Source organism: Streptacidiphilus sp. ASG 303 (assembly GCF_020991365.1).
Classification (GTDB): domain Bacteria; phylum Actinomycetota; class Actinomycetes; order Streptomycetales; family Streptomycetaceae; genus Peterkaempfera.
Genome location: NZ_JAJLRA010000090.1, coordinates 1 through 730, shown reverse-complemented (window position 1 = coordinate 730; position 730 = coordinate 1). Strand labels below are relative to the sequence as shown.

The 730-nt window shown below is 76.2% G+C and carries 1 protein-coding gene; it reads left to right on the top strand.

Annotation, left to right across the window (positions count from 1 at the left end):
- A partial coding sequence (locus tag LO771_RS30030; protein ID WP_230748328.1) for a carbohydrate ABC transporter permease occupies nt 1-730 on the top strand: 730 nt, incomplete at both ends.

Genomic DNA, 730 nt, shown 5'->3' with positions numbered 1-730 from the left:
TCCGCTGGGGCACCGCCTTCAAGCTGGTGGTCTTCATGCCGATGGCGGTCTCCATGCTGGCCGCCGGCATCATCTTCCGCCTCGTCTACGACCAGCAGCCGGAGAAGGGCGTCGCCAACGCCGTCGTCGTCGGCGTCCACGACACCTTCGCCAGGGCCTCCGCCTACCCCGGCGCCCGGCCCCGGGTGAACGGCGACCTCGCCCCCTCCGCCGGCGGCGCGTTCACCACCCGTTCCGCGGCGGCCCCCGGTTCGGCCGCAGCCCTGCCGCTGGTGGGGCTGCCGCCCGCCTCGGTCGCCTCCCAGGCCCCGGCGAAGGCCGCGGCCCCCGCCCCCGGCGCGGTCACCGGCACCGTCTGGCTCGACTTCAAGCCGGGCGGCGGCGGCAGGCCCGGACAGGTCGACCCCGGCGAGAAGGCCCTCTCCGGCGTCCGCGTCGAGGCCGTCAGGGACGGCAGGGTCGTCGCCCGCGCCACCTCCGCCAAGGACGGCACCTTCACCCTCCCCGGCGCCGCCGCCGGCGCCCGCCTGCGGCTGCCCGCCTCCAACTTCACCGCCCCCTACCGCGGTGTCTCCTGGCTGGGACCCTCGCTGGTCACCCCCGCCATCATCGCCGCCTACATCTGGATGTGGGCCGGCTTCGCCATGGTCCTCATCGCCGCCGGGCTCACCGCCGTCCCCCGCGAACTCCTGGAGGCCGCCCGGATGGACGGCGCGAGCGAGTGGCAGGT